We start from the raw sequence: 23,705 nt of genomic DNA on the forward strand, positions 1-23,705 counted from the left end.
TGCAGCGGCGATGGAGCCGGACGGCACGCGTGAGGCGTTGAAGATAGACGGGACCGGGCGACCGGTTGAACTGCGGCGGCACACGAGATCTCGGGGATGGGACTCGCTAGCCACCGCCTTTGGATGCAATGATCCCGGCCGCGAACGCGGTCCGGCAAGAACAATTGGGGCTCGCGATGCGGATTGAACGGCGCAACACCACCGAAGGACAGTCTCCCTATGCAGGGATCGACTTCCGCCTGACCACGTCCGAGATCAAGAATCCGGACGGCTCGGTGGTGTTCCGGCTCGAGAATGTCGAGGTGCCCGAGTTCTGGTCGCAGGTCGCCTCCGACGTGCTGGCGCAGAAGTATTTCCGCAAGGCCGGCGTCGCCGCGCGCCTGAAGAAGGTCGAGGAAGAGACCGTGCCGTCCTGGCTGTGGCGCTCGGTGCCCGACACCGACGCGCTCGCCGCCCTCCCCGAATCCGAGCGCTACGGCAGCGAGCGCTCCGCCAAGCAGGTGTTCGACCGCCTCGCCGGCTGCTGGACCTATTGGGGCTGGAAGGGCAACTACTTCTCGTCCGAGGAGGACGCGGTCGCGTTCTACGACGAGCTGCGCGTCATGCTCGCCAAGCAGATGGTCGCGCCGAACTCGCCGCAATGGTTCAACACCGGCCTGCACTGGGCCTATGGCATCGACGGCCCCGGCCAGGGCCACTATTACGTCGACTACAAGACCGGCAAGCTGACCAAGTCGAAGTCGTCCTACGAGCATCCGCAGCCGCACGCCTGCTTCATCCAGGGCGTCGAGGACGACCTCGTCAATGATGGCGGCATCATGGACCTCTGGGTGCGCGAGGCGCGCCTGTTCAAATACGGCTCCGGCACCGGCTCCAACTTCTCGCGGCTGCGCGGCGAGGGCGAGCGCCTGTCGGGCGGCGGCCGCTCGTCCGGCCTGATGAGCTTCCTCAAGATCGGCGACCGCGCTGCCGGCGCGATCAAGTCGGGCGGCACCACCCGCCGCGCCGCCAAGATGGTCGTGGTCGACGCCGACCATCCGGACATCGAGGCCTATATCGACTGGAAGGTGAAGGAGGAGCAGAAGGTCGCCGCCCTCGTCACCGGCTCCAAGATCAACCAGAAGCACTTGAAGGCCGTGATGAAGGCCTGCGTCAATTGCGAGGGCTCCGGCGACGACTGCTTCGATCCCGAGAAGAACCCGGCGCTGCGCCGCGAGATCAAGCTCGCGCGCCGCGCGCTGGTGCCCGACAACTACATCAAGCGGGTCATCCAGTTCGCCAGGCAGGGCTATAAGGACATCGACTTCCCGATCTACGATACCGACTGGGATTCGGAGGCGTATCTCACGGTCTCCGGCCAGAACTCCAACAACTCGGTGTCGCTGAAGGACGACTTTTTGCGCGCGGTCGAGACCGACGGCGACTGGAGCCTGATCGGCCGCACCAACAAGAAGGTCGTCAAGACGCTCAAGGCGCGCGACCTCTGGGAGAAGATCGGCCACGCCGCCTGGGCCTCGGCCGATCCCGGCCTGCACTTCAACACCACGATGAACGACTGGCACACCTGCAAGGCGTCCGGCGACATCCGCGCGTCCAATCCGTGCTCGGAATACATGTTCCTGGACGACACCGCCTGCAACCTGGCCTCCGCCAATCTGCTGACGTTCTACAACACGTCCACCAAGCACTTCGATGTCGGCGCCTACGAGCATCTCTGCCGGCTCTGGACCATCGTGCTCGAAATCTCCGTGCTGATGGCGCAGTTCCCGTCCAAGGCGATCGCCGAGCTGTCCTACGAGTTCCGCACGCTCGGCCTCGGCTATGCCAATATCGGCGGCCTGCTGATGACCATGGGCCTGTCCTACGACAGCAAGGAAGGCCGCGCGCTGTGCGGTGCGCTCAGTGCGATCATGACCGGCATCGCCTACAAGACCTCGGCCGAGATGGCCGGCGAGCTCGGCGCCTTCCCCGGCTACAAGAAGAACGCCGCGCACATGCTGCGCGTCATCAAGAACCACCGCCGCGCCGCGAAGGGCGAGGCCACCGGCTATGAGGCGCTGTCGGTCAACCCGGTGCCGCTCGACCACGCCCACTGCCCGCAGGTCTCGCTCGTCAGCCACGCCATCCAGGCCTGGGACGACGCGCTCGCGCTCGGCGAGACCAACGGCTATCGCAACGCCCAGGTCACCGTGGTCGCCCCGACCGGCACCATCGGCCTGGTCATGGATTGCGACACCACCGGCATCGAGCCCGATTTCGCGCTGGTGAAGTTCAAGAAGCTGGCCGGCGGCGGCTACTTCAAGATCATCAACCGCGCCGTTCCCGAGGCGCTGCGCGCGCTCGGCTATCGCGAGAGCGAGATCGCCGAGATCGAGGCCTATGCCGTCGGTCACGGCTCGCTGTCCAATGCGCCCGGCATCAACGCCTCGACCCTGAAGGCCAAGGGTTTCACCGATGAAGCCATCGCCAAGGTCGAGAAGGCCTTGCCGACCGCGTTCGACATCAAGTTCGTGTTCAACAAGTGGACGCTCGGCGAGGACTTCATCACCAAGCAGCTCGGCGTCTCGGCGGAGGCGCTGGCCTCCCCGACCTTCGAGCTGCTCGCCGCGATCGGCTTCACCAAGCGCGAGATCGAGGCCGCCAACGTGCACATCTGTGGCGCGATGACGGTCGAGGGCGCCCCGCACCTCAAGGCCGAGCATTACGCGGTGTTCGATTGCGCCAATCCCTGCGGCAAGATCGGCAAGCGCTATCTCTCGGTCGAGAGCCACATCCGCATGATGGCGGCGGCGCAGCCGTTCATCTCGGGCGCGATCTCCAAGACCATCAACATGCCGAACGACGCCACGGTCGAGGACTGCAAGGCGGCGTATCTGCTCTCCTGGAAGCTCGCGCTGAAGGCCAACGCGCTCTACCGCGACGGCTCGAAACTGTCGCAGCCGCTCAACTCGCAGCTCATCAGCGACGATGAGGACGAGGACGATGCGGTCGAGTCCTTCTACGAGAAGCCGATGGCGGCGCGTGCCACCCAGGTCTCGGAGAAGATCGTCGAGAAGCTGGTCGAGCGCATCGTCGTGATGCGCGAGCGCGAGAAGATGCCGGATCGCCGCAAGGGCTACACCCAGAAGGCGGTCGTCGGCGGCCACAAGGTGTATTTGCGCACCGGCGAATACGATGACGGCCGCCTCGGCGAGATCTTCATCGACATGCACAAGGAGGGCGCGGCGCTGCGCTCCTTCATCAACAACTTCGCCATCGCGGTGTCGCTGGGCCTGCAATACGGCGTGCCGCTGGAGGAGTATGTCGACGCCTTCACCTTCACCCGCTTCGAGCCGGCCGGCCCCGTGCAGGGCAACGACTCGATCAAATACGCGACGTCGATCCTCGACTACGTGTTCCGCGAGCTCGCCGTCAGCTACATGTCGCGCTTCGACCTCGCCCATGTCGACCCCTCCGAGAGCAATTTCGATGCGCTCGGCCGCGGCGTCGACGAAGGCAAGCCGTCGGAGGACGGCCCGAGCCAGCAGGCCGCCAAGTATGTCTCGCGCGGCCTGACCCGCTCCCGCACCGACAACCTCGTCGTGATGCGCGGCGGCTCCTCATCGAGCACGGCCGCGGTCTCCGCCCCGCATGACGGCGGCCCGTCGGGCCGCGTCACCGCCCTCTCCGGCTCCCGCGCCGGCGACGCCATCGACGGCGCCGTCGCCCTGAAGCAGGAGGCGCAGCACGACCTCTCGCCCACCGAGAAGCTCGAGGCCCTGCAATGGAGCAAGGCCGGCACGGCCGCGACGCAAATCGCCTCCAAGGCCGAACGCCGCGCCGAAGCCAAGGCCAAGGGCTACGAAGGCGAGATGTGCTCGGAGTGCGGGAATTTCACGCTGGTGCGGAACGGGACTTGTATGAAGTGTGATACTTGCGGAAGCACGACGGGGTGTTCGTAAGAGAGCCCTCTGATCGACAATCGACCCGCTCATGCCCGCCCTTATCACGACGGGCATCCATGAACACAACGGCGGCCAAAAGGCCGCCTTCAATCTGCTTCCTTATGGATGCCTAAGCATCGGGTTACTTCGGCGAACCTTCTTGGGTCTGCAGTACCTTATCTAAAACTCACGTCTCAACAGCGTATAGGACTTGATCCAACTCGCAGAGCGTAAGCCACGGCGCTCGCCATTCACACACATTACAAAACTCTTCCACCGCAAGCGCCAGCGGCGCCGAGGTCTCGACATCGAACAACCAAAGATCTGGGAAATAGCGGGCGTAGTTGCCTGCTAGATATAACCCAACATAAAGAAACCCAAATTCGTTTAGAGCTGGGTCATTAGTCCACATCCGCCATTCGTCTGCATTTATGGTTGCAGCAGGAGACAGCGGCAACTCCGGAAATCCATTGACCCAGTCGGCCATCAGCCTAATCGCAGCACCATAGCCTGCTTCGCGCACATGCACGCGATCTACAGAGTTCGCGTTAATGCGAATCTTTTCCTTAAAGGCAGGAAAGAGGTCACTAGGATGGAAAATGACATCGTGATTGGCTTTCCACTCCGGCCCCGGCCAAACCTCACCCTCGGATTTTCCGCGAGTCAGGCGGGATTGCAAGCCATGCTGCTCAACGAATTCCATCAATAGCGGCGTACAAGACAGGCAGTCAGCGAATGTAATTCCCACTTCTGGAAGCGAAGGGTATGGAGCATCTATCGCCCCAAATAGCAGCTCATATGCAACGTTAGTTCCTCCATCAGGAAGGAACCTCGTAAGCTTACCAGCAAGAGGATGCTCTCGACACGATCTATGCCAGAGTTCAAACGTACCCCGACGTATACCTCCAACACCATGAGGCCTCGCCCGTATCAGGCTAGCAGCGCGCTCCAGATCGCATCCTTGTTTGATCGAGCCAACGCCTATAGAAAGCCCATGATGCCGATGATCTTCTCTGGCGCGATCTAAGCTACTATTGCCAGACTGTTTGTACAATATCTCGGCCAGCGCCAAGCTCATCGTACCATAGTAAAGCAGGTTAGGTCTCGTAGCCAGCGTGACAGCGCCAGCCGCAACAAAATACTCACGCGCCTGCGTGAGGCAGTAGCGAATCTGCTGCGCCTGCTTTCTTACGTCACGATGAAAACGCTTGGGAATATCATGAAGTTCAATCAGGCGCTTGGTCACCAGATCGATGTTTTGAAACTTGCGCAATCCTGACCATGCATAGGAGCTTTCACTTAAAGTTCGCACTTTCTGTGCTCTTTGAATGATCATAAATAAATATGCCGCCATTAACTTGCAGTCACAAGCCAATTCAGTTGGCCTTGGATCGAGAATCCGCGAATTTTCTACGTAGGACGCTACGGTGACTTTGTACTTTAATATTCAATACAAGCTTGTAGCAAGCCTAGGGCAGACTAGCGGACCGTAATCCGCCGCTTGACCGGATCGGCGCGTTACGCTTCGCTAACGCGCCCTACGGATCGAGCCCTAGGCTCCACCTCCCTGCCCCATGCACCTCCACATCTTCTCCGATCTCCACGCCGACATGGCCGACATCAAGCCGATCGAGACCCTGCCCGGGGTCGATGTGGTCGTCGTCGCGGGCGACGTCTGCGAGGGGGCGGTGAACGGGTTTGTGCGGCTGCGCGAGATCGTGGCGGAGGATGTACCGATCGTCATGGTGATGGGCAACCATGAGTCCTATCACCGCACTTTTCCCGAGGAGCTGAAGCTGGCGCGGGCCGAGGCGGCGCGGTTCGGGGTGCATCTCCTCGAGAACGAGGCGGTCGTGCTCGCGGGCGTGCGCTTTGCCGGCTGCACGCTGTGGACCGACTATGCGATCTTCGACCCCGGCTCCGAGGTCCACACCATGGCGGTCTGCCGCGACCGCATGAACGACCATCGCCGCATCACCTGGCGCAAACAGCCCTGGCTGCGCTTCCGGCCGCAGGAGGCGCTCGGCCTGCACCGGACCTCGCGCAGCTGGCTCACGGGCCTCTTGGAGACGCCGTTCGACGGCCCGACCGTCGTCGTCACCCACCACGCCCCCGGCTGGGGCTCGGTCGCCGAGCGCTACCGCAACGACCGCGTGACCGCCGCCTACGCCTCCGACCTCTCGGCGCTGATCCTGGCGACGCAGCCGTCGCTGTGGATCCACGGCCACATCCACACGCCCTCGGACTATCGCGTCGGCGCCACCCGCGTGATCTGCAACCCGCACGGCTATGGCCGCGAGAACCCGGAATTCGATCCGGCGCTGGTGGTGGAGGTGTCACCCTATGAGGGCCGATGACAGCTGATCGGCTTTGCGCTAGTCTGCTGCCATGAAAACCAAAAAGCTCGCAGACATTCTCGAACGGGTCGAGACTTGGCCGGCCGACCTGCAGGATGAACTGGCCGAGATGGCGCGTGAGATCGACGCCGGCGTCACAGGCGGTGAGTATCGACCGAGCGATCAGGAGCTGGCGGGCATCGATCGGGGCCTGCGCGCTGCGAACGAGCGACGTTTTGCCAGCGAGGATGACGTTGAAGCCGCGTTTTCCAAATTCCGATCCCGATGAGGGTCGTCTATACAGACGAAGCCCTGAGGGATCTCGAAGATATCGCCGTCTGGCTCGCTGATCATTACCCAGTCATAGCACCGGCTGTGGAGCGACGCATCAAGCGCGTCGTGGCCCACATTGCACGTTGGCCCTCGAGCACGCGGCGCGTTGCGGACCGTCCCGATGTCCGCGCGGCGTCGCTCGGCCGCTATCCCTACAAAATCTTCTATCGCATCACCGGCGACACAATCGAGATCCTCCACATCCACCATGCTGCGCGGCAACCCTGGATTCCAGAAGGTTAACGCGTTGAAGGTGGTCTGCCGTGACGTCGGTTGGCAAAGAGGTGCACGCGACGCATCGCTGCACCCCGCACGTGGCTGGGCAGGCTCTCTCCTCCGTCATTCCGGGGCGCGCGAAAGCGCGAGCCCGGAATCCATATTCACCAGCTGCTATGGTGGACGCGCATGATCGCGGCCTGCATCTCGCAACTCATACCCGATCGTGATTATGGATTCCGGGCTCGCGCTGCGCGCGCCCCGGAATGACGTGGGGAGAGAGCGCGCCCTTTTGCCGGCGGGGCCCGCGGCGCTACTTGAAGCACACCGACTTGTCGTTCGGGTCGAACGAATTCCCCGGCATCGGCCGCAGCGGGGTCAGCTTGGGATTGCTCGCCACCAGCCGCTTCGAATACGCCCCGAGCGCGGCGTTCATCGTGTTCAGCCGGTCCTGCGCGTCGGTGCGCTGCAGCGGCGCGGTGATGACGCCTGACGCGTAGACCTCCGCACGCGACCATTGCACGCCCTGCACGATGCGGCCGACGAGGCGCGATTTCAGGTCGGCGGCGCTGTCACCCGCGGCGCTCTTGCCGCCGACGACGTTGGGCGGCAAGAGGCTCGGATTGACGATCCAGCCGCGCGGCTTGGCGACGGTGTTGCCGAACAGGATCAGCTCGTCGACGGTGTTGTTCAGCGCCACGTAGTCGCGCAGCGGCAGGCTGGTGTCGCCGGTGCCGGTCTCCTGGACATGGCTGGCGAGATGCGGCCCCGTCGCGCAATAGGTGCCGAACACCAGCTTCACGTTGCCGGAGTCCAGGTACATGTAGCTGCCGGCATCCGAGCCGCCCGGGGGCGACGGCGCGTCGTCGCCGCAGAACGTGCCGTGCGAGGAGGCATCCTGGAGGGAGTGCAGATAGAGCCCGATGCGGGCGATCTGCACCGGCACCGGCGGCTTTTTGGGGTCGTCGAACAGCACGCCGGTGGTCTTGCTCTTGTCGTCGAGAAAGGATTTCAGCTTGGTGTAGTCGACGACGTCGCTGGTGTTGCTGTTGTCGAGCACCTTGGGGCCGGAGGCGACGTTGATCGCCGGCCCGATGGCGTAGTTCTCGAGCAGCGGCACGGTGCCGCTGATCGTGGCGCCCGCCAGGCATTTCGGGCCGCTGAAGTTCGACGAGCCGTTCGGCACGGTGTATCCGACGGTGCACAGCAGGCCCGGTGCCTCGTCGCCCTTCATCGCCCATTGCCGGAGATCATACAGCGTGCCCTGATACACGCTGTCGATGGTGATCGGATAGCCGGGCGGCGGATAGTGGAACGGATACACCGCCTGGACGCCGCTGGCGCCGTGCACGTCGGTGCCCTGCCCGTTCGGCGAGAAGTTCAGCAGGTAATGATACAGCGGCCCCGCGGTCGAAGCGTTGGTGCGCTGGAAGCCGTTGAAGCTCGCGGTGATGTAGCTCGCGCCCGAATTGGTCGACGACGCCTGTCCGCCGCACTGGTCGATCGGCTTGTATTGCGCGTAGTCGGCGTTCTCATTGTACGCCGCGATCCAATACGCCACGTCGGCGCGATAGCCGAGCGCCTGGGCGATGAAATAGGTGGAATCCGCGTGGATCATGCTGCGGCCGGGCGGGATCAGCGCGAACTGCACCGCCTCGAGCAGACAGCTCCGGTTGAGCGCCTCCGCCGGATCCTTGCACGCGCTGGCCGGCGCGATGCAGTTCTTCAGCCCGTCCCTGACGCGCGGGATGCAGATGTCCTCCAGGAACGCCTGCGCCGGGCGCGGCGTGGTGATCGCCCAGCCGAGTGCCGCTGATCCGATGACGATGGAGAGAGTCGAGACGGCAAAGCCTGTGCGCATGAAAAACTCCTCGGTGATTTGAAATCCGAAAAACGCCTTGTTCAAAAGGGCGAAAGCTCAACAGCCGGCGGCAGCTCCGTGATGCATCAGAGATTCGGCACACCGGATTTGATCCTAGATCAACTGATGAATCAATCTAAAGTTGTTTTGCTGGCGGCTCCGCTCGCTCCCAGGGCAATCGCATGTGACGGTCGCAGTTTTGTGCTCATCTCTTTCCACGTCGTCATGGCCGGGCTTGTCCCGGCCATCCACGTCGGCCGGCAAGCTGAGAACGACGTGGATGCCCGGGCCTTCGCCGCGCCGAAGCGGCTTCGGCCGCGCAGGCGGGACAAGCCCGGGCATGACGGAGTCACTGATCGGCAGGATCGCTCGTCAAGAGACTTCGCATCTCCCCGCTCGCTCCTGCTCTCCGTCGTTGCCAGCCATCACAGCCGTCACGGCTTCTTCACTGGGCGATCCAGTACGCCGAGACGCCTGAGGGTCCATTGAAAGCCGCGGCGTACTGGATGCCCGCCTGCGCGGGCATGACAGCCGAGGTTGTGGCGGCTTGCTGGGTTCACACCGCTTCGCTCGCAACGACGCGGAGAGCGCGGCGCGCCGTCGCGCGGGGCGTGTAGCCCGGATGAGCGAAGCGACGGCGCATGCGTTCCATCGACCGAGTTCATCATCATCGCGCGAGCAGTGATTGATCTCGCGCGCGAGCGCCCTACCTGAAGGGGCCGGCCGCCAGCGCCTTTGGCGGATCATGTGTTCCAACCGGCCCATGGGTTTCAGCATGAGCGCTCAGTCCTCGCCGCACGCATCGACCAACGCCGCCGATGACGGCGGGAGCGCGGCCGTCATCCGCATCGACAGCTTCGCCGCCGCGCGCGCGGTGCTGCGCTCGGGCGACGTCCGGCAGGCCGGCTTCAATGCCGAGCTGGTGCATCGCTTCATCGGCCCGCGCCACGCGCCGGTGTTGTACCAGGACGGCGAGCCGCATCAGAAGCAGCGCAGCGCCACCGCGCGGTTCTTCACGCCGCGCGTGGTGGCGACGCGCTATTGTCAGCTGATGGAGGCGACCAGCCGCGACCTCGTGGCGCAGTTTCGGCAGGCGCGGCGCGCCCGGCTGGATGATCTGAGCCTGACGCTGGCCGTCGCGGTCGCCGCCGACATCATCGGCCTGACCGACAGCCCGCGCGATGCGATGGCGGCCCGGCTGAACCGGTTCTTCAGCGCGCCTGTCGGCAAGAGCGCGCTCGTGACGCTGCGCAACGCCGTGTTCGGCCAGCTCCGCACCCTCGCCTTCTACTGGTTCGACGTGCGCCCGGCCATTCGCGCCCGCCGCGCCGAGCCGCGCGAGGACGTCATCTCGCATCTGATCGCGGAGGGCTATTCCAGCCGCGAGATCCTGACCGAATGCCTCACCTATGGCGCCGCGGGGATGGCGACCACGCGCGAGTTCATCGTGATGGCCGCCGTGCGGCTGTTCGAGGACGACGCGCTGCGTGCGCGCTTCCTCGATGCCGACGAGCCGGAGCGGATGACCATTCTCGAGGAGGTGCTACGGCTCGAGCCCGTGGTGTCCACGCTGAAACGCCGCACCGCTCGCCCCATGACGCTGCACACCGATGCGGGAGCGACGACGATCCCGGACCGCAGCCTGGTGGAGATCGACATCGGCGCCGCCAACCGCGACGAAGCCGCCGCCGGCGCCTGCCCGCATCGGCTCGATCCGGACCGTGCACGCCCGGCCAAGGGCAGCGCCAGCCTGCTGAGCTTCGGCGACGGCCCGCATCGCTGCCCCGGCGCCGCCGTTGCGCTGCACGAGGCCGCGATCTTCCTCGGCGAACTCATGCGCGTCCCCGGCTTGCGGCTGGAGCGGCAGCCGACCAGGACGATCAACCCGGTGAGCAGCGGCTACGAGCTGCGCGATGCGGTGATCGTGATGGATTGAGGCGGACGTGCCAGCCTCCATCCCTTCGTCATTTGGTGGCCATCTACATCCATGATGTTCGAAAGCATCCACACCCTCCGCCGTCATGCCCGCGCAGGCGGGCATCCAGTACGCCGTGGCCGCAGTGATCAAGCCGCACCGCCCCGGCGTACTGGATCGCCCGGTCGAGCCGGGCGATGACGGTGGTGTTTGTAGCACCGGCGCCGGCCTCTCTGACGACGGCTCAGCAGCCGTTACGCCGTACGATGCAATCGGCGCGCTCCCTCAGCGCAAGCCCCCCGTCACATGCAGCGTCTCGCCGGTCACATAGGACGCATCATCGGACGCAAAGAACGCCACGGCCGCCGCGATCTCCTCGGCCTTGCCGACGCGGGCCAGCGGCGTGGCGGTCTCGATCCATTGGCGCATGTCGCCTTCGTGCAGGCCGGCGGCGACGACGCCTTCGGTGACGATCATGCCGGGATTGATGGTGTTGACGCGGATCTTGCGCGGCGCGAGCTCCTTCGACAGCACCGAGGAGATCGCATCCACCGCCGCCTTGGTCGCGGTGTACACGGCGGTGTTCGGCGGCGTCAGCGTCGAAACTCCGGAGGAAATGTTGACGATGCTGCCGCCCGCGGGATTGAAATGCCGCACCGCCTCCTGCGACACCAGCAGCAGGCCGAGCACGTTGAGGTCGAAATGCTGATGGAAATGCTCCGGCGTGATGCCGTCGAGCGGCGCAAACCCATAGACGCCGGCATTGTTGACGAGGATGTCGATCGGGCCGAGCGCCTTGACGGTGGCGGCGACGACGGATGTCACCTGCGCCGCGTCGGTGAGATTGCCGCCGACGGCGACCGCCTTGCCGCCCTTGGCGGTGATGGCGGCGACGACGCGCTCGGCGCCGTCCTTGCTGGCGCTGTAATTGACCGCCACCGCGGCGCCTTCCGCCGCCAGCCGCGCCGCGATCGCAGCACCAATGCCCTTCGAGGCGCCGGTCACCAGCGCCACCTTGCCTGCGAGTCTGCTCATCTTGTTCTCCTCTGCGCCAATGGCACATGCTTCAATAGTTCAGAACTAGTGAACTATTGAACCGGCGCAAGGGCGTCGCTATATCTTTTTTCATGGCGCCATTGTTTCACCCGTCGCGGGACGACATCACCCTGGCCGGCGTGCTCTCAGCCCTCGCCGACCCGATGCGGCTGCGCATCGTCAAGGGCCTGATGGAACAGAGCGACTGCATGTCCTGCACCGCCGCGGCGCCCTGCCCCGACATTCCCAAATCGACGCTGTCGAACCACTTCCGCATCCTCCGCGAGGCCGGCCTGATCCAGACCACGAAGAAGGGCGTCGAGCATCGCAACGTCGTGCGCGAGGCCGACCTCAACGCGCGGTTCCCGAAGCTGTTGAAGACGATCTTGGCGTCCGCCGAATAGCGCGAAGGTGGAGTGGGCAAAGGCGCGCCACTTGCCTTGGTGTGAGTTACGCTCTTTCGCGCGCCGTGCCCATCGCCCGCACCCACCGGCGCCGATCCTGGGCATGCGCCGTCCCTCGCGCCGTTTTGCCTACCCTCCGATTGCGCAGATCGCCTCTGCCTCTGATTTTCGCAGAGCATCCGCATTCACCGCCGTCATGCCCGCGCAGGCGGGCATCCAGTACGCCGCGGCCGCAATGATCAGGCCGCATCGCCGGTCTAGCCGGGCGATGACAACTGAGTTTGTGGTGCGGACGACGGCCTAGCGACAGCTCAGCCAGCCCGCTGCGCTCGCAATGACAGAGTTCGGAGTGCTACTTCTCCTGCTCCATCGTCACCGCGACCGCGCCGACCGCCGACAGCCGCACCTTGTCGCCTTCGACGTCGGCGACGAGGCTCTTGTCGATGAAATGATGATGGCCCTTGTGGCTGCCCTCGCCGCTGTCCTTCCTGGTCAGCTTGATACGATTGCCATCGACGCGATCGACGGTGCCGACATGCACGCCGTCGGCGCCGATGACTTCCATATGTTCCTTGATGTCGTGCACGACGAACTCCTCTGCGGCTGATGTGAGAGCTGCGTCAACCGGCTGATGAGCCAAGGGTTCCGTCGCCCGGCGGGCTCGCAATGACGACGGAACGGCTGTTCGCACCATCGGGCTTCCGCCTTGCCCCCGTCGCACACTTCCGACAAAAATAAATCTATTGCCATTTATCCGAACTTATGATCATCTCTCTTCATCCCGGCCCGCCGAGAGGGGCGCTTCGCGATCGTCACGAGACGTGGGGTCTGGGGATGCGGTGGCCGCAGGCGTGCTGCAGCGGGCTCACGGGCTCGCCGACGAACGGCAGGTGTGCGGACGTGAAGACGCGTGGTCCTGGCCTCCCGGTGCTGAGGCCAAGCCGGTGGTGATGATCCGCCGGCGACGGGGTCAAGAAGCCGGTCCCCGGGGAGATCGCGACATAAGCGTGAAAACCATCGCGCGGGGAATGCCGGGTGTTCTCGGCTGAACCTGTGGTGACTGCCGCCTGCTTATCTTCTGCAGGCGGGCCATGGGTGCGGCCAGCGCCCGGCATTCCCCGCGCCCTCTCGCTTCGGAGGGCCGACGACCGGCAAGCCTCGGGCGCCATCTGCGCCGCGGGATCGCGCTCGCGCGGGCGGTGCTACGCCTTGCGCACGGTGCCGAGGAAGCCCTCGACCGCCACGCGAAAACGATCGGCATCATCGGACATGCGGCGCACGGACTCGACCATCGCAGCTCCCGCATTCCCGGTCTGGCGGTTGAGCGCGGCGACCGAACCGATCGTGTCGGTGACGGCGCGGGTGCCCAGCGCGGCCTGCTGGAAGTTGCGCGAGATCTCGGTGGTGGCGGCGCGCTGCTCCTCGACTGCGGCGGCGATCGCGGTCATCTTCTCGTCGATGCCGGAGATGTTGAGGCTGATGGCGCGGATCGCCTCGACCGACTCGCCGGTGGCGGCCTGGATCTCGGCGATCTGCCGGGTGATGTCGTCGGTGGCGGTCGCGGTCTGCGCCGCCAGGTTCTTGACCTCGCCGGCGACCACCGCGAAGCCGCGGCCGGCCTCGCCGGCGCGCGCGGCCTCGATGGTGGCGTTGAGCGCCAGCAGGTTGGTCTGGCTGGCGATCGCGGTGATCATCTTGACCACCTCGCCGATGCGGTTGGCGGCGCGGTCGAGCATCTCGACGGTGGCGTTGGTCTGCGCCGCCCTCTCGACCGCCTGGCGGGCGTCGGCCGCGGAGGCCTGCACCTGGGCGGCGATCTCGGAGACCGAGGCCGTCAGCTCCTCGGTGGCCGCGGCGATGGTCTCGAGATTGCTGGTCGCGGTCTCCGCGGCGCTGGCCACCGCGGCGGTCTGCTCGGTGGAATCGTCCACCAGCCGGCGCACGTCGGTGGCGGAGGTGTCGAGCTGGCCGGTGGAGCCGCTCATGCTGACGATGACCGCCTGCACGGTGTCGTCGAAGCTCCGGCAGGCGCTGTCGATCGCCTGCGAGCGCTCCAGCCGGCGGCCCTGGTCGAGCTCGCGCTCGCGCGACAGCTGGTCGGCGGTGGCCGCGCTCTCGCGCAGGCCCTCGAGCGCGGCCGCCATCGCGCCGAACTCGTCGGCATGGGCGAATTGCGGCACGGGGGTCTGGTAGTCGCGCTGGCCGATGCGCTGGATCGCCTGCATCAGCGCGCCGACCGGGCGCACCAGGCGGACGCGGACCGCGCGCAGCGCCAGGCCGGCCACCACGAGCGCGGCGAGGAAGGCGATGGACTGCACGATCAGGCTGCTCAGCGCCGCGGTCCTGATCGCCTCGGCACGCGCGATCGCGCCGTCGAGCGCGGTCATGCCGATGGCGATGATGCCGGCGAACGGGCCCTGGCAGAACGCGTTCCATTCGGGGGCCGGCATCGCCGGCTTGCCGCTGCCGTCGAAGCCCTTGGTGAGCTGGTCCATGCGCTGATGCGCGGCATCGACCTCGGCGCGCGAGGACTTCACGACCGAGGTGAGCTGGGCGCTGCCGGCGCCGGCCAAGAGGTCGTCGAGACCGGCCCAGCCGGCCGCGACGGTGCCGCGCCACTGGCCGATCGTGCCCTTTTGCGCGTCGTCGAGCGGCTTGGAGCTGTTGATGTTGGGTCGCATCGCCGAGCATTGCAGCCCGTAGCGGTCGCGGACCTGCCAAGCCAGCCGCCGCGCCTGCACCATCTTGGCGATGGTCGGGTCGGTCATCCAGGCCCGGTTGGACACCGCGAGCGAGGCCGCATTGGCGGCGTCGAGCGTCTTGGTCATCGCGTCGTACCAGGCCTGGGTGCGTGCGAGCACCCGCTCGGGCCGCGGCTTGGCGGCCTCGTCGAACAGCAGCTTGAACTGCGGAACCGTCGCCTCCCAGCTCGATTTCAGCCTGGCCGTGAGATCATCCCGCTCGGGCATGTCGACGCCGGCGAGCGCCGTGACGATGCCGTCATAGCCCTTGGCCTCGATGACCTGATATTCGGTGAGCTTGGCGCGCGGATCCTCCTCGCTGAGCAGCACGCTCTGGATGTCGCCGCGATGGGCGCGCATCACCAGGACGTTCTGGAAGATCGCCTTGTCCGCCGCCGTCAGCTGCTCGGTCGCCACGCTCTCGCGATAGCGGCCGGCAGCGCCGCTCATCAGGATTGCCGTCGACACCAGGATGCCCGCCGCCAGGACCGATAGGAGCACCATCAGCAGGGTACTGACCGACTTCTTCATCACGCACCGCCTCACACCAGAAAGTGGCAGGATGGCGCAATTGCACAAATTCTTCCTTAACCATGGACCGGCACACCGACAGCCGAGGTAATCAGTTGCCGAACAGCCCTGCTCCACTCCAACAAAAATCGCGCAAGCCGCAAAGGGGCCGCCGTTGGCGCAGGCTGCGGCGTGACGTGGTGCGAATCGCACCACGCGCTGCGCGGTGGCTGGGGCGGACGGCGAACGCAGCGCCGCGGTGGCTCAAGCTGGGCTGCATAGCCGTGCTGGCGCTCGGCACCTTCGCGCTGGTCAATCTGGCCTATCACGTCGTCCGCAAGCCGACCGAGTTGTTCGTGGTGACCGGCCATTCGCTCGACAAGGAGCCGGACGAGACGTGGCGGCAATACGGCGCGCTGTTCCGCGAGCATGCGACGCGCGCGATCACGGCGGAGCTGCTGGCAGCTCTCGCGCAGACCGAGAGCTCCGGCAATCCGGTGGCGCGCACCTATTGGCGCTGGCGCCTGGCGTGGAATCCGTTCGCGCTGTATCAGCCGGCCTCGAGCGCCGTGGGCTTGTTCCAGATGACGGATGGCGCGTTTGCCGACGCATCCCGTTTCTGCATCCGCGATCATGAGGTCGTCAGCGACGGCTGCGGATCGCCGAGCCTGTACGTTCGCGCCTGGCCGGCACACGCGGTGGCGCTCACGGTGATCTCGCTCGACCGCCAGGTCGCTGCGGTTCTCGCGCGGCACCCTGCCGCAAAGCCGACGGCACAGCAGAGGCAGGATCTCGCCGCCGTGATCCATCTCTGCGGCTCAGGTCCTGGCGCCGGCTTCGCACGCCGCGGCTTCAAGCCCGACGATGGCGAGCGCTGCGGCGACCACTCGGTGGCGGGCTATCTCCGCAAGGTCAATGCGATGAAGAAGCAGTTTCAGAAGCTCGCAGCATCGGAGCGGAGCTGACGCATCGTCTCCACACGGCAGCATCGGCAGCCCGGCCGGTTCCCCGTTAAGCACGTCGGACGTGCCGCTGTGGGCAAGACGCCGGCGTTAAGACATTGGCAACGAACTGCCGCGCATTTTCTCCATCCCATTAGTACAGGAGTCACCATGTCAGAGATCGGCATTCCCGGCGCGCGCATCCGGTCCTTCGTCGAGCGGATCGAGCACCTCGATGGCGAATTGGCGGAGTTGAACGAGCAGAAGAAGGAAGTGTTCGCCGAGGCCAAAGGCGAGGGCTTCGACGTCAAGATCCTGAAGGAGATCATCAAGCTGCGGAAGCAGGACCAGGACGAGCGCGACGAGCACGAGACGCTGCTCGACACCTATATGCGGGCCATGGAAGCGGCCGAGACGGAGACCGCGAAGGTCCCCGAGAAGAAGGCGGCCTGAGACGCGGCTGGCTCGGCCAGCGACATCTCGACAACGACAGCGCGCGATGTCTCTGCAACGCGCGCTGCGACTGTGGCCCCAGGCGATTTTCCTTGCCCGGTTCCATGCGAGCCTCTAACGCTGCGCCACGCTTCTGCCAGCGCCCGAGGATGAGATGACCGACGCGATGACCTGCCCGCAATGCCGCTCCGAGCACGCTTATCAGGACGGCGCCTTGTGGGTCTGTCCGGAATGCGGTCACGAATGGAGCGGTGACGCCACCGGTGCCGCTGCGGCCGATGACGACGCCATCATCCGCGACGCCAACGGCAATGTCCTTGCTGATGGCGACAGCGTCATCGTCATCAAGGACCTCAAAGTGAAAGGCTCTTCCTCGGTGGTGAAGGGCGGCACCAAAGTGCGCAACATCCGCCTGCAGGAAGCCAGCGACGGCCACAACATCGCCTGCAAGATCGACGGCATCGGCCAGATGAACTTGAAATCGGAGTTCGTGCGCAAGGCCTAGCCTTCAATCCTCCCGGAACATTTCGCGATGCCGCGGCGTTCGGTTGAACAACGGGAGAATGACCATGCTGACGGACGACCAGATCGCAACGCTTGCGGATATCGGTCAGGCGATCGCCTTCTCCCCCGCGCGGCAGGACGAGATCGACGGCCTGATCCGCGAGGGCTACGTCGCCAAGGATGGTGACATCTACGAGCTGACGGCGAAAGGCCAGAAGGTGCTGACGGATCGGGGCGCAGGCCTCAACGAAGCCTGAGCGGACGATCCCGCACCGCCGAGTTGCGTTTTGACAGCCGATGGGCCGCCAGACACCTGGACCATCACGCCCGGATCAAACGGACCCTGGTGCCCCAGGGATCCGCGGTCTCCAAACCATTCGTGAGCGTCGTCAGCGCGGCACCGGCCCGACGCAGCCGCGCCTCCTGTCCAGCGAGGAGCTCTTCGCCGCGAACCTCGAAGGAGAACCAGGACAAGCCGGTGGTGCCATCGTCACGGCGGCCGGCGCCGGCGCTGCGCCAGGTGTTGGCGCCGATGTGATGGTGATAGCGGCCTGACGATAGGAAGGCGGCGCGGTCGATCGTGCGCGTCGGGCTGAGGCCGATCAGCCCGGTGTAGAACGCCGCCGCCTGACCGATATCGCCGACCTTCAGATGGACATGACCGATCCGCAAGTCCTCCGGCGCTCCGGCGTAGTTCGTGGTGCGCGCATCGGTGAGCGCGACCAGATCGTCGACGTCGAGCTGCTCCGTGCCCATGCGAACCGAGCCGTCGCGCCACTGCCACAACTCGGGGGCGCGGTCGGCGTAGACCTCGACGCCGTTACCTTCGGGATCGTCGAGATAGACGGCCTCGCTGACATTGTGGTCGGCAAAGCCGGTCAGCGGCGTGCGGTTGCGCGCGACATGCACCAGCCAGCGCGCGAGGTCCTTGCGGGTCGGCATCAGAAAGGCGGTGTGAAACAACCCGGCGGCGCGCGGCGATTCGCGGTTCGCATCCGGGCGCGGCTCGAGCTCGACCAGCGCCACGCCGCCGGCGCCGAGCCGGACCGACGTCTCCGTCCGCTGCAGCACCGAGAGGCCGATGACGTCGCGGTAGAAGCCGGCGACCTTGTCGGGATCGTTCACGCGCAAGGTCACCATGCCGATCCGAATCGGCGTCCGGCTCGCGAAGGTCGGGCCCGGCGCGGCGCTCTCGCCCCCGCCCTCAGCGCGCGCGGCGGCGACGGCGGCCATTGTGATCGATGAAACGCCGGCGAGCTCAAGAAGCGCGCGGCGGGTGAAATCGACTGTCATCACGTCCCCCAGAATGGTCCGTCTTCCTACGGAACCGCCGCCCGAGGACGCAAGTCCGCCGCCCATCGCCCCCGTCACGTCCGTGTGAAATACGGTATCCGAACGCTTCCCGCATTCGGAATGCAGCGGCGAACCGGGGCATTCAGGACAACCGCCCCTGAACGCCTCAGGACTGCGCAGGCGCTGCCTGCAGTTTGGCTTCGGCGAACGACGGATCGTAGCTCAAATTGAAGCGGAGTAGACGCAGCTAAATCCAAACAGCCAACTGATCAGCAGCGCAGGAGATCGGCCCTCGGAGCGATGCGTGACGTAAGCAGTGAATCCATCACGTTTCTGTCGCCATGAAGTGACACCCGTATCAATCCTTCCCGTAGCAGCACGGCCTGGATTCATAACTTGGCATGAACTCTGCTTTCTCGATCCTCACCGGGTCCCACTCTTTGGAGGCAGAATCAACGTGCTCGTCACTCTCGTCGCAATGCTATGCAACGGCCAGCTCTGCATGGAGAAGGTCGTTACCAACAGCGAGATGTCCGGCATCACGATGGCATCATGCGCAGTCAGTGCGCAGATTGGTATCGCAGACTGGATGTCGAAGGGTCCTTACCACGAGTGGCATCTGCAGAGTTACAAGTGCGTCGCCGGCAAGTACGTGCCGAAGACCAACGCCTGATCGCGTCCCCGGCCGGCTGGCGCCCGGATTCACGGGACCGGCCGCCGGATCCGCCGTCGCGTGCAGCACTGTCGAACGTTGGACGCTCGCGACGTCGCGTTCGGGACAAGCGCGGAAGGAAAACGGCGCTGCTTGTGCGCAAATGAGCCCAGCAGCGGCGTTTTTCAGGCCAGCTCACCGCTGGCCCGCTTCCTGCAACACCCCCTCGTGTCAACGAAGGGATGCGTGTCATGCCGTTCTACAGCTTCCATTGCGCCACCTGCGCGCAGGACGTCGAGTTGCTGATCGGGATTTCGGAAAAGCCGGTGTGCCCCACCTGCGGCGGCCGCAAGCTCGCCCGTCTGCCCTCGCTGCCGGCGCCGCCGGCGCGGAGCCCCGGCATGATCAAGGCAGCGCGCGCGCAGGCTGCCCGTGAGGGACATCTCAGCAACTTCAGTCGAGCCGAACGCAAGAAGGGCTGATCCCCGGATGGCGGCCGGCGGGGTACGTCAGTCCGAGGTGATCTGCACCTCGGGGACATCGTCCTCGGGATCGTCGATGTCGAGCCCATCCTCCTCGTCGAGATCCACACCAGACAGACAAACGTCGCCGTCGTCGATGACGAGTTGGACCGGCTGCAGCGCCTTGCCCTGACAAGGCCCAATGAAGCACCGTCCGGTATCGAGATCGAATTGCGCCCCATGCTGGCTGCAGACGAGGAAGTTGCCCTCCTCATCCATGAACTCGCCCGGACGCTTGTCGAGTCGTGCACCTTGATGCGGGCAGGCATTCTCGAATCCGTAGAAGTTGTTGCCTTTGCGCGTAACCAGGATTGGCCAGGGCTTCGCGCTGCCATCCGGATCACGCCGCTGCAGCACGAAGCCGCGCGCGCTGCCGTCATCGACTTCGTAGGTCGCGCAGATCGCAAACAGCGTGTTCATCAGCAGTCTCCCCTCGCCGCGCAGCGGATCATGCACACGCGATGCGCGCCAAGCGAGCCTCGACGCGCGTCCGCGCCAGGACGCCGGCGTATGGCGCATCCGCGACATTGCGGGGTGCCAGAACGGATCGCAGCAAGGGCCGTGCCACACACCATCGATGGCCGCCGAGGACCGTCTCAGGCCAGGGGCAGGCCGAGCCGGCCAATTCCGGGAAACTTCAGAGCCGGCCGACGCACATCGAGGCCGAGGACCCCGCCGAAGACGTTCAGCTCCAGCCCTTCGATCCAGCCCACGGTGAGACCGAGATAGCCTCCCAGTGAGACGAACAGACCGGTTCCGGAAGCCGTACGTCCCCACCACCCGTCATAGGGGAAGTCCTTGCCGATCGCAGTCGGAGGCAGCACCGCGTTCAGCTCAGGAACGGCGTTCAGAGCCGCCTGCACGAAGGTGTTCGAGTTCGGTCCGGGCCACGCATTGTAGTCGCCATAGGCGCGGAAGCGGTAGCCCTCGATGACGCTGCGAATCCTCGGAATCACACGCTCGGCTTCGTCACCATCAACGGCCAGCACGGTTTCCGGCAGCGCACCGAACCAACGCCCGTCCGGCGCGAAACCGTCGATGCGGATCGGCTCGCCCCACGCCGTGTAGTCGTAGCGTGTGTAGCGCCGGGCGCCCTTGTCCTTGACGACGATCCAGGTGTGGACCGCGAAGATGCCGCGCCAGCGCACCGTCCGTGCAGCGAACACGCGAACGACGGCATCGACGTTCTGTTCGGGAGGCGGCAGCAATCCCGCGCTCGACCGGTCCGCCGCCTGCCAGCCGCTGCCGCGGTCGCTGCGCAGATAGTTTGCGGCGGACAGTGAGATCGGGGCGACGAGGAGCAGCAGGAACAGGAGCACGAGCTTTTTCACGGCAGCCGAGGATGGCGTTCAATTGCAGGACGACCACACGCATGTAGTCATCGCCTTCGCTTGTCGCCATCCACGAGCCGGGCGTTTCCGCGCCTCGCCGCCAAGCCCGGGCTGCGTCAATGTCGCCGGAAACCACCGCCGGGCCCGGAACGACCACCGCCCCGGCCGACGCTTGCGCCCATGCGCGGCCCACTCATGCCCGAGTTTCCGAAATGGGGGGCTGCGCCGGCGAGCGCTCCTCCCCCGCCCATGGCGCGCATGCCGCCCATTTGCGCACGTGCACTCTGCGGCGGGCCGCTGATGCGCCCCATGGAAGGCTGCGCGATGCCGACAGGCATCGCGCTCTGCGCATTGCCGCCCGGCATTCGCGGTCCGGAGGGGCCTGTCGGGTGTGGTGCAGGCGATCCTGTCGCCAAGCGCGGCGTCGGCATGGGCTGACCGCCAGTTCCGGTAGGCGTGCCGGCGACGGGGTGCCCCATCCCGGCAGGACCGCGACCTGCACCGCCGATGTTGGTGCCGGGCTGCGGCGGATTGTGCGCCATCGCTGGTGGATGGTGACGCCAGTAGCGGTTCCAGAACGCATGGCGATGAAACCACGGCCGTCCGAAGTAGAAGCTGCTCCAATACGTGGTCAATACGAACGGCGCCACCGGCACGTATTCCACATATTCGGGCAAAGAGACGTACTGCTCGCGATATAGATAAGAGAGCGCCTTCGCCGCCACCCAACCGCGTTCGCCATCGACGCTGACATCGCACCAGGCCCCACCCTGGATGCAGCCGTGGATGGTGACACGAGTGCCCGCCGGAATGCGCTCGACGACCGGAAAGCCGGTGCCCGGTCCTGCTCGCATCGTGGCCGATTTGCGCAGCAGCCCCGGAGCAGCCGCAGCCAGCGATACGGACGTCGTGAGCATCAGCGCGGCGACGAGACACGTAGTGAGCTTCAGCACGAGCACCTCCTGTCCGCTTCCGGCGGCGCATCGCCCGCGCATGGGACGTCGGCCGCTCCGGCATGAACATGACAGGGATGGTGGCAGTCTATCGCGGCAACCTCACGGCAATCCCATGGAGGCAACGGTATGTCAGCGTGTCAGGACCGCGCTCGGCGGACAGCGACTCACGGCGCGCCGTTGTGCGAAAGGATCTGCGCGACACCGCCCAATCCGCGGCGAAACGCTTCATCGAACGTGACACCACGAAACTCCCAGTGATGCTGCACGCCTGCCGCATCAAGCTGCCATCGCACGACCCAGCCGAGCTCGGCATCGTCCCAGGTAAGCCGGCCCAGCAACGTCGCCTCGGCGCCCGGCACCGTCGCAGCGAGGGTAGCAGGCGGCAGCTCGGCGCGGCCAAGCACGATCGAGCCCGCCTGCGATGCAGGGAGGAGGATGGTGAGGCCGCGCTTGCTCGCGGCGGCCCGCAAGGCATCGCGCTGCAGATCCGACTGCCGATCGTCGGAGGTGACGAGATAGGTCCGGCTGCCCGACGACATTGCCACCACGGCCGCGACCAACGGCCGCGGCGCCAGCCACGGATTGATGTCGAATGAGCGCAGCAGATCGTCGATCTTGCCGCGATCGAACGACACGGTCAGGTCATAGGGGCGGTCGCGTGTCCCCTGCTCATCGCGCTTCGGCTTGCCCGACATCTGGTCGTGATAGTCGAAGCCCGTGACGTATTCGCCCGCCCGCAACTTGAGGGGCGCAAGCCTCTCATCCTCCTTGAGCTGAAAGGCGCCGGACACCTTGATGAGGACATCCTCCAGGCAAAGCGCAAAGCCAGCCCGGCGATTGTCCTCGCCCTGGCCGGTGACGACGGTTTGCGCCCGGTAGAGATCATCGGTCCCTGCCCTTGCGACAGGACACAGACCGACGATCAGCCACAGCGCAAGATACCATGCGCAACATCGCTCGAAACGTCCCCGCAGCCGCATCGCGCGTCCTCGGTGGGGCCAAGCTATTTCTGTCGGTCAAGCTTGATGATCGTCTTCGCTCCGGTGCCGTCGGCGGTCGAGAACGTGACGCGATCACCGGCATGAACCTCCTCGATCATCGCATTGTCCTTGACCTTGAACTCCTCCGCCGCGGCGTTTGCCCCCACTGTTCCAGCCTGAACGCGCTTGATGGCGACGGTTCCATTCAGACGGTTGATGCCCGTCACGACGCCTGCAACGCCTTGGTCCGCGGCAAGCGCAGGCAGGCTCGACACGAGAGCCGCGACCGCGGCCAGAGTGATCGTTGCTGCTTTCATCGCTGTTCTCCTGCTTGATCGCGGCAGACAAGACGCTGCGCCGCTCTTTTGGTTCCGGCTGCCAGCCTATCAGCCCCGACTGCAATCACACATGAACGCGGCCATTCGAGCCGCCGCAACTCATCTGCGCGCCTCATTCTGTCGCGTCCATGCTCAGGTCGGCCTTCAGGCATTCTGCAGGCAGCCCGTCTCATTTAGTCACTTTCGATCGTTTGTCATCACACGCATGGGTCCATCACGGCGCAGGAACCGCGTAACGTCGAATTCATCATTGCGTCATGATGCGCCTTGACAGCATCGGCGCGCAGGAGGAGCATCGCGACGCTGTTTGTTTGCTCGACGATCGATCCACGGCATCGCAGCGGCGAGCCAACGGCAGCAAGCAAACCGGATTGCAAGGAGGCTCTATGACTCCACCTCCGTACCAGAACCGCTGAATGCGACGGTATCGCTTCGGACCATCGCATAGCGGCAACTCACGAA

At 65.3% G+C, this 23,705-nt stretch carries 23 protein-coding genes; 12 read left to right on the plus strand and 11 right to left on the minus strand.

The genetic code is table 11. From position 1 onward, the window contains the following. Positions 1-176 precede the first annotated feature (176 nt). Positions 177-3,941: a vitamin B12-dependent ribonucleotide reductase gene (locus tag QXZ94_RS10425; protein ID WP_315720342.1), complete on the plus strand. Its 3,765-nt coding sequence runs from the start codon at positions 177-179 to the stop codon at positions 3,939-3,941. Between the two features lie 169 nt (positions 3,942-4,110). Here the strand turns inward: QXZ94_RS10425 and QXZ94_RS10430 are convergent, their stop codons facing one another. Next, positions 4,111-5,277 carry a YaaC family protein gene (locus QXZ94_RS10430; protein ID WP_315720343.1) on the minus strand — a complete coding sequence of 389 codons (1,167 nt, stop codon included), beginning with the start codon at positions 5,275-5,277 and terminating at the stop codon, positions 4,111-4,113. Positions 5,278-5,497: 220 nt separating this feature from the next. Here QXZ94_RS10430 and QXZ94_RS10435 point away from each other — a divergent pair, with 220 nt between their 5' ends. Genes QXZ94_RS10435 through QXZ94_RS10445 form a run of 3 tightly spaced genes read left to right on the plus strand, consistent with a single transcriptional unit; the run spans position 5,498 to position 6,835 of the window. After that, a complete protein-coding gene (locus QXZ94_RS10435) occupies positions 5,498-6,280 on the plus strand; it encodes a metallophosphoesterase (RefSeq protein ID WP_315720344.1) in 783 nt (260 codons plus the stop codon). 31 nt (positions 6,281-6,311) lie between these two features. Continuing rightward, positions 6,312-6,548 (plus strand): hypothetical protein, encoded by a 237-nt coding sequence (locus QXZ94_RS10440; RefSeq protein ID WP_315720345.1) that lies wholly within the window; start codon positions 6,312-6,314, stop codon positions 6,546-6,548. Further along, on the plus strand, positions 6,545-6,835 hold the full coding sequence (locus tag QXZ94_RS10445; protein WP_315720346.1) for a type II toxin-antitoxin system RelE/ParE family toxin: 291 nt from the start codon (positions 6,545-6,547) through the stop codon (positions 6,833-6,835). The genes QXZ94_RS10440 and QXZ94_RS10445 overlap by 4 nt, the downstream gene beginning before the upstream one ends. A 286-nt stretch (positions 6,836-7,121) precedes the next feature. On the opposite strand, the gene QXZ94_RS10450 is transcribed toward QXZ94_RS10445, so the two are convergent. Beyond that, positions 7,122-8,669 (minus strand): hypothetical protein, encoded by a 1,548-nt coding sequence (locus QXZ94_RS10450; RefSeq protein ID WP_315720347.1) that lies wholly within the window; start codon positions 8,667-8,669, stop codon positions 7,122-7,124. A gap of 775 nt (positions 8,670-9,444) precedes the next feature. Here QXZ94_RS10450 and QXZ94_RS10455 point away from each other — a divergent pair. Continuing rightward, positions 9,445-10,605, plus strand: coding sequence for a cytochrome P450 (locus tag QXZ94_RS10455; protein ID WP_315720348.1), 1,161 nt, complete (start codon positions 9,445-9,447; stop codon positions 10,603-10,605). Between the two features lie 264 nt (positions 10,606-10,869). Here the strand turns inward: QXZ94_RS10455 and QXZ94_RS10460 are convergent, their stop codons facing one another. Then, a complete protein-coding gene (locus tag QXZ94_RS10460; protein WP_315720349.1) occupies positions 10,870-11,619 on the minus strand; it encodes a glucose 1-dehydrogenase in 750 nt (249 codons plus the stop codon). Positions 11,620-11,711: 92 nt separating this feature from the next. On the opposite strand from QXZ94_RS10460, the gene QXZ94_RS10465 reads away from it, so the two are divergent. After that, positions 11,712-12,023 carry an ArsR/SmtB family transcription factor gene (locus QXZ94_RS10465; protein ID WP_172109477.1) on the plus strand — a complete coding sequence of 104 codons (312 nt, stop codon included), beginning with the start codon at positions 11,712-11,714 and terminating at the stop codon, positions 12,021-12,023. A gap of 352 nt (positions 12,024-12,375) precedes the next feature. On the opposite strand, the gene QXZ94_RS10470 is transcribed toward QXZ94_RS10465, so the two are convergent. Together QXZ94_RS10470 and QXZ94_RS10475 are read right to left on the minus strand one after the other, a co-directional pair. Next, entirely contained in the window at positions 12,376-12,609 is a 234-nt protein-coding gene (locus QXZ94_RS10470) for a DUF2171 domain-containing protein (protein WP_315720350.1), read from the minus strand. A gap of 616 nt (positions 12,610-13,225) precedes the next feature. Then, positions 13,226-15,295, minus strand: coding sequence for a methyl-accepting chemotaxis protein (locus QXZ94_RS10475; protein ID WP_315720351.1), 2,070 nt, complete (start codon positions 15,293-15,295; stop codon positions 13,226-13,228). A gap of 164 nt (positions 15,296-15,459) precedes the next feature. On the opposite strand from QXZ94_RS10475, the gene QXZ94_RS10480 reads away from it, so the two are divergent. From QXZ94_RS10480 to QXZ94_RS10495, 4 genes are all read left to right on the plus strand, one after another. Beyond that, the gene (locus QXZ94_RS10480; protein ID WP_315726192.1) at positions 15,460-16,239 is read left to right on the plus strand and encodes a transglycosylase SLT domain-containing protein; all 780 of its coding nucleotides are present in this window, start codon (positions 15,460-15,462) and stop codon (positions 16,237-16,239) included. Between the two features lie 147 nt (positions 16,240-16,386). Next, positions 16,387-16,668 carry a DUF2312 domain-containing protein gene (locus QXZ94_RS10485; RefSeq protein WP_172109480.1) on the plus strand — a complete coding sequence of 94 codons (282 nt, stop codon included), beginning with the start codon at positions 16,387-16,389 and terminating at the stop codon, positions 16,666-16,668. A 154-nt stretch (positions 16,669-16,822) separates the two neighbouring features. After that, a complete protein-coding gene (locus QXZ94_RS10490) occupies positions 16,823-17,173 on the plus strand; it encodes a zinc ribbon domain-containing protein YjdM (protein WP_315720352.1) in 351 nt (116 codons plus the stop codon). Between the two features lie 64 nt (positions 17,174-17,237). Continuing rightward, positions 17,238-17,429 carry a hypothetical protein gene (locus QXZ94_RS10495; RefSeq protein ID WP_172132070.1) on the plus strand — a complete coding sequence of 64 codons (192 nt, stop codon included), beginning with the start codon at positions 17,238-17,240 and terminating at the stop codon, positions 17,427-17,429. A 64-nt stretch (positions 17,430-17,493) separates the two neighbouring features. Here QXZ94_RS10495 and QXZ94_RS10500 read toward each other — a convergent pair whose 3' ends face one another. Next, positions 17,494-18,465, minus strand: coding sequence for a VOC family protein (locus tag QXZ94_RS10500; protein WP_315720353.1), 972 nt, complete (start codon positions 18,463-18,465; stop codon positions 17,494-17,496). 457 nt (positions 18,466-18,922) lie between these two features. On the opposite strand from QXZ94_RS10500, the gene QXZ94_RS10505 reads away from it, so the two are divergent. Then, positions 18,923-19,138 (plus strand): hypothetical protein, encoded by a 216-nt coding sequence (locus QXZ94_RS10505; protein ID WP_315720354.1) that lies wholly within the window; start codon positions 18,923-18,925, stop codon positions 19,136-19,138. Positions 19,139-19,368: 230 nt separating this feature from the next. Continuing rightward, a complete protein-coding gene (locus QXZ94_RS10510; RefSeq protein ID WP_172109485.1) occupies positions 19,369-19,599 on the plus strand; it encodes an FmdB family zinc ribbon protein in 231 nt (76 codons plus the stop codon). 27 nt (positions 19,600-19,626) lie between these two features. Here QXZ94_RS10510 and QXZ94_RS10515 read toward each other — a convergent pair whose 3' ends face one another. From QXZ94_RS10515 to QXZ94_RS10535, 5 genes are all read right to left on the minus strand, one after another. After that, positions 19,627-20,058, minus strand: a complete 432-nt coding sequence (locus QXZ94_RS10515; RefSeq protein WP_172109486.1) for a Rieske (2Fe-2S) protein — start codon at positions 20,056-20,058, stop codon at positions 19,627-19,629. Between the two features lie 176 nt (positions 20,059-20,234). After that, entirely contained in the window at positions 20,235-20,957 is a 723-nt protein-coding gene (locus QXZ94_RS10520) for a DUF3750 domain-containing protein (RefSeq protein ID WP_315726194.1), read from the minus strand. A gap of 128 nt (positions 20,958-21,085) precedes the next feature. Beyond that, entirely contained in the window at positions 21,086-21,922 is an 837-nt protein-coding gene (locus QXZ94_RS10525) for an SH3 domain-containing protein (RefSeq protein ID WP_315720355.1), read from the minus strand. 167 nt (positions 21,923-22,089) lie between these two features. Continuing rightward, positions 22,090-22,905, minus strand: coding sequence for a DUF2066 domain-containing protein (locus tag QXZ94_RS10530; RefSeq protein WP_315720356.1), 816 nt, complete (start codon positions 22,903-22,905; stop codon positions 22,090-22,092). Positions 22,906-22,928: 23 nt separating this feature from the next. Next, positions 22,929-23,222: a copper-binding protein gene (locus tag QXZ94_RS10535; RefSeq protein WP_172109489.1), complete on the minus strand. Its 294-nt coding sequence runs from the start codon at positions 23,220-23,222 to the stop codon at positions 22,929-22,931. Positions 23,223-23,705 lie beyond the last annotated feature (483 nt).

The organism is Bradyrhizobium sp. SZCCHNS2022 (assembly GCF_032377575.1).
Classification (GTDB): Bacteria; Pseudomonadota; Alphaproteobacteria; order Rhizobiales; family Xanthobacteraceae; genus Bradyrhizobium; species Bradyrhizobium aeschynomenes.